General features: G+C 38.8%; 4 protein-coding genes. 1 reads left to right on the top strand and 3 read right to left on the bottom strand.

The annotated features are described in order from the left end of the window. Positions 1 to 266: 266 nt before the first annotated feature. The 3 genes from HXW94_RS18100 to HXW94_RS18090 form a co-directional block, all read right to left on the bottom strand. A complete protein-coding gene (locus HXW94_RS18100; RefSeq protein ID WP_178368295.1) occupies positions 267 to 2,354 on the bottom strand; it encodes a diguanylate cyclase domain-containing protein in 2,088 nt (695 codons plus the stop codon). A gap of 406 nt (positions 2,355 to 2,760) precedes the next feature. Next, positions 2,761 to 2,973 (bottom strand): hypothetical protein, encoded by a 213-nt coding sequence (locus HXW94_RS18095; protein ID WP_178368294.1) that lies wholly within the window; start codon positions 2,971 to 2,973, stop codon positions 2,761 to 2,763. A 34-nt stretch (positions 2,974 to 3,007) separates the two neighbouring features. Beyond that, entirely contained in the window at positions 3,008 to 3,622 is a 615-nt protein-coding gene (locus HXW94_RS18090; RefSeq protein ID WP_178368293.1) for a hypothetical protein, read from the bottom strand. A gap of 248 nt (positions 3,623 to 3,870) precedes the next feature. On the opposite strand from HXW94_RS18090, the gene HXW94_RS18085 reads away from it, so the two are divergent. Further along, positions 3,871 to 4,502: hypothetical protein (locus HXW94_RS18085; RefSeq protein ID WP_218576804.1), on the top strand; the 632-nt coding region annotated here is incomplete at its 3' end.

Here is a 4,502-nt window from a genome sequence, read left to right as displayed (position 1 = left end):
TCCCTTTAAGTTAAGATAATAAAAGAAGCTACAGTCGAATTTTCCACAAAAGTATGATGAATTTTAACTATTGCAAGCCCTCCATGCGAAATTAATTTTTTCAGATTTAAAATGAGCGAATGGGGAGTTAAAGAAAAGGCGAAATCAGATAAAAGCCCCCAATTTTTTATTATAACATGAAAATTTTAGATATTTATCAATTCATTTGCAAACCACTATAGTAAGAAAAATAATACTGATTTCAATCTATTATTCGAAATTAGAAGCTAAGAATATAATGTTACCCGATCCCGTCCTGTCTTTTTGCTTTCATATAATGCTTGATCTGCCAGCTCAACAAATTTACTCATATCATCATTTTGAGTTGGTATCAGTGAGTGTACCCCTATACTGATCGACACAATACCCTTATCCGACGGTTGATGCTCAATGTGAAGTGTCTCAACTGCTTGGATTAGTAATGCACCAATTTTCATTGCATCATCAGCATCTCCACTGATAATGGCACAAAATTCTTCGCCACCATATCGAGCCAAAATATCAGACGGACGTTTTAGGGTATTTTGCAGTGCCAGAGCAACCTGAATAAGACAGCTATCCCCTGCTTGGTGCCCATATGTGTCGTTAAATTTTTTGAAGTAGTCAATGTCTATCAGCAGTACAGAAAGCGGCAACCCGTTTCGGACATGATTTCGCCAGTTTTTATCTAACTGATCATCAAAATAACGCCGATTATGCACGTTGGTCAAGCCGTCTACATTGGAAAGGCGTTCTAGCCTTTCATTTGCTTGTTGAAGGTGCTGTGTCCGTTCTTTTACTTCTTCTTCAAGGTCTTTGGCATATTTTTGGAGTTGGGAATAGGTTGCTTGTATCTCTGTGATCATACCGTTAAAGGTATGTGCCAACTCCCCCAGATCATCCTTGGATACAATAGGGACCATGACATTGAAATTCTTGTCTTTAACCGATGTAACACTATCAGTCATCATACGTATTTGTTTGGTTTCTCTAATCGCATACATAGCCGCGATAACAACCGTGAAAATCCCAAAAACAATGGAGATAGAGACAATGAACACCATAGCTTCTGTCGATTTACTTTCGATCTCATCTTCAATTTGGTATTGAACCTGTAGTATCTCGTCTTTTGGAACAACCATGCCTAAATAGAGCGCATCTTCCTTAATTTCTTGGCCGTTGCCGGTCCACAGATTATAATTGACGATATTTCTGAAGGAGATTACATATTCTTTGCCGGTGTTATCGATAAATTCGTTAATAGAGAAGTTTTGTTCGCTAATGACATTGGCGAGCTCACGCAAACCCTCAATTCTGCTTTCCCTAAATTTGAAATAAATCTTGTTGACACCACCTTCTTTCTTATCTTTCTTTTCCAAACCCAGAACCGATACCCAGCTATCTTGCATTCCCAGTGCATTACCATCACTTTGCAGCAAGAACGAGAAGCCTGTTTGACCAATCTTTTCATTTTCAACCAGAGAAATCAGGTTGTGGATATTGAAATCTAAAGCGGCCGCACCATAGTTTTTGGTACGTTCTGTATTCCACAAGGGTGAAAAAAACGTGACCATCAAGCCTGTACCACCGGCGTCTTCGTAAAGCGGCGTTAGGGTTATTTCTCCACTTTCATTTTTTGGTTTTAATGATGGATTTGATATCCAGGCTTCCCATCCTTCAACAATACCTGGAAAGAAGAAGTCCCACCAGTTATTGGTATTGTGCCCTGGATACTTTTTGTCGAAGATTGACGGCATTTGAGACCAAGGGGTCATTACCATAACAGGCGTTTCCTTGGGTCCTGTGAGATACAGCCAGCCCTTATCCATGCCAAAATGGCCGACCGCATGGAGTAAGATTTTGATGGATGATATAGACGTTGTGTAATTTATCGTATTTTGGTTGATACGACCGCCTTCATCGTGTAGGTAACCCCAAACACTCATACTAATGTCGATATCGCTTTTTTTTAGGTTCGACCAGTTTTTCTGGGTGTTGTATTCAAAATGATTTGCCAGATAGGGTATATCCTGAATTGCTCTTCCTAGTGGGGTTAAACCATCTTCATCAATGATTTTTTGAGCCATTCCAGTAATGATATTTAGCTCATTGTAGATGTTGTCTATTTTCAAAGATACCTTGCCTGCAATATCATTGCTGCGAGTTGCCAGTTGGGTTCTGTAAATATCCTCTAGACCCGTCCTTGCTATATTCGAGGTTGATTTGGATAGCTTTTCCATTTCAAAAATCTGAATGCCGAGTATAGTGGCAAAAAATATGGTAATGGGGATAATCGCCAGTAGTGTTATTTTTGTGGTAAATTTTGCTTTGAACATATCTTCTCAATTACTTTGAAAATACTGTTGGCCTGAGTCGCTAACGGGGAGCTGAGGGGCCGGGCTTTTAAACCCAAAAGCTCCAATAAAAAGTTCAAGTTTTCTAAACCAAATACTTCCAAAAACGCGGCGCAGGTAGCCCGGTCCCTCTCAAGCGTTTGGTTAGGCGATTTTAGTAATAGCTGGTTTCCCATGATGTATCTGAGGGACTAGCCCCACATTTAGGACAATTCGGCTTATTCATTCCCTCAGATGTTTTAAACCCACTTGTTCCACAAAGATCACACCAGGAATGACCACATTTTTTACAAGAGTAGCCTTCTACTGGATTGCTACGATCTCTACCATAATCATATACCAGCTTATCGCAGCAGCGAGTTATTCCACTAGCCATACCAATCCTCCTTTAGTTTATCCTAACTTCTCCGATGTTTAGACTACCGTTATGAACAGTTTTCCCGTTGATAAAAATTTTTCCATAAGTGCCGGATGTGCCTATGGTGACATATCCCCTTGAGTCCGTGAACCCTTCAGCCATTCCTCCACCATCAACCGATATTGTAACCTTTTTGTTCTTTGCTACGGAGCCATCTCTATAAACAACACGAAATGATGCCACTTCATATCTCCTTTATATTCCTAATTTTTTACTCTTATGTTTTACTTCTAGCCATTGTCTTTACAGTTACATTATCTTCCATGTTTGAAATAACAAAAATTTCACTACGACAATTTGGGCATGTTGAAGTGGCATCTTTTGTATCAATTTTAGTTTTCGTTCCGCAACTTGAACATTGGATTGTACCTGAGGGTAGGAAAGTGTAATTTTTTGATGCTATTTCAGAAAGCTCTTCTTTCTCAGCTTCCTCGTGATTTGCCCAATGATATTTGGGTTTTATAATAAACATTAGGATTATGAATGAGATAGGCAGAACAATTAGGAAGACACTTCCCTCTTCTGCTGTAATTGAAAGCACCAAAGCAATAATAAATGAGATTATTGCAACTTTAATCAACCGTGCTTTTTTAGCCTTTGAGTTAAGCATTCTTGCTTCAGATTCTGCTTGAGCATTCTTTTCTTGTGCTTGACTTTCACGATCCTTGTTTCTGTTATTAACCTCTTCTTGTCGCTTGGCATTTTGTTGAGCTATTTTTCTATTTTCCTCAGCACAGGCTGCTCTGCCTGCCTCATCATATATGCGGAAGGCTTCCTCATAAGTGTACTCACGTTTTGATTCGAGTAGACTTGGCAAAGATTTACGTTCCATTAATTTCTCCTGTTTTATTTACTCTAACAGTAAACTCACCAGCCTGGAACGCGAAGTGTCCCAGGTCAAGTCAAGCAACCTTATTATTAATAACCTGAGTCTGCGGCACGAAACTTGAAATAAGCTTGAAATTATTGAGAATAATTGATTTTGGCTTTCACCTCATAGATGAAGTAATAAAATGAATTGATAAATTCATAAAATTTCCGTGTTATAATAAAGGGATTTGTCAAAAAATTGGAGAACGCATGTATCATATTAAAGGCAAACCCCTTAGTCCAGAGGAAAAACAGCTAGTTGTGTCAGCTACGCAATACTTTGACAGAAATAGGAGTGAATTCGGGTCACTTGATTCTGCTGCGCAAATGACTGCTGATGCTTTAGGGATAGGATTAGCAACGGTTAATCGAGTTATGGCAAGTTACCGAAAAGATCCTGACAGCATCAAAAATTTACCTCAACTGCGTGGTCGTCCTTCCTATTCCGTTGATGTTACCCATCAAGAAGCTGTTCGAAATTATATCCGCAATGCTAATTTGGAAGGTCGCCATATTACACTCGAATCTATTCGCAGTTTTCTGAATGAAATTTCTTCTACTGAAGAATCATTTCATATATCAACCCTTGCAAGAACTTTAGATCGTTGGGGGTTTGAGTTTGGAAAAGGTATACGTTCTCAGTATTTAAAAGAGAAGGATCATATTGTTTTAGCACGACAAAACTATCTGAGAAAAATGAGAAGAAATCGGATTATACGGAGTGAAAAAACAAGACGTCCTGAGGTTTACTTGGATGAATCATATGTAAATAAAAATCATAGCAACGATTTTGTATGGTATTCAAATGAAGATGGGCCATGGATTCAAAAACCAACTGGAAA

The organism is Desulfobacter latus, from assembly GCF_013389365.1.
GTDB lineage: Bacteria > Desulfobacterota > Desulfobacteria > Desulfobacterales > Desulfobacteraceae > Desulfobacter > Desulfobacter latus.
Note: the sequence above shows the minus strand (reverse complement) of the source record. Positions and strands in the feature narration are given on the sequence as shown.